At 34.7% G+C, this 877-nt stretch carries 1 protein-coding gene and 1 pseudogene; both read right to left on the reverse strand.

The genetic code is table 11. The features are described from left to right. A pseudogene (locus WC622_RS07105) lies at positions 1-214 on the reverse strand (hypothetical protein); the annotation flags it as partial. 24 nt (positions 215-238) lie between these two features. Then, on the reverse strand, positions 239-877 hold a 639-nt coding region (locus tag WC622_RS07110), incomplete at its 5' end, for a RagB/SusD family nutrient uptake outer membrane protein (RefSeq protein ID WP_372818636.1).

An 877-nucleotide genomic window follows, 5' to 3' on the forward strand; every position in this document is an offset into this window, starting at 1 on the left:
TTAAATCAGGTAATCGATTTAAAACCAACAAGAGCGAATCAAATGTACTTGGTGGTTGAGCCTCCAAATATTGCATCACAGTGCCGTTAAATTCTTTTACATTATTTTCATAATCGTAAAACTCCGAGTCCTTTTTACATGCAGTAAAGGTTATACCTATTAAAACCAATACTAAAACTGGCCACTGCAAAAATTTTCTATTTCTATTTATCATCTTTATTTTGAATGATTTATACCACTAATTCCAATAAGGATTTTGTTTAATTTGAGGGTTGGCATTTAAAATATCTCTTGATACTGGCCAATAAATACCATCATTAGCGATTAAGGCGTTAAATGATGCATTGTTCTTTTTGATTTTGTTGTATCTAATCAAATCGTACCAACGCCAACCTTCGCCCATCAGCTCTCTTCTTCGCTCTGCAAAAATTGCATCTACTAGATCTGCAGATGAACTTGATAAATATGGAACTGTACCTCTTAATGCTGAAGCCTGATTTAAAGCATTAATGGCATCATTGCGTAAACCTAAAACTGCTAAAGCCTCAGCTCTTAATAGCGTAACTTCTTCAATTCTAGTAAACAATACTGCCGAAGTAAAAAAGGCAAGATCACCACTGGTTTGTGCAGCACCCACTACTTTTATTTTACTGAACAAAGGACGTTCACTAGCATAGTTTGTGAAGTAATTAGTACGGTAAAGATTAGTTAATGGATCAACGCTAAAACGTAAATCTTTAGGATCTGTAAACGCTTTTCTAATCGTATCTTTTGGCACATAAATTTCAGGGAATTCCTTTAAAATTAATGGTTTTGCTAATGTAAGTTGCTCTAAGTGCCCGTTGGCAGTAGCTTCTCCATTACCATACTCAAAACC

The organism is Pedobacter sp., assembly GCF_041662865.1.
Lineage (GTDB): Bacteria > Bacteroidota > Bacteroidia > Sphingobacteriales > Sphingobacteriaceae > Pedobacter.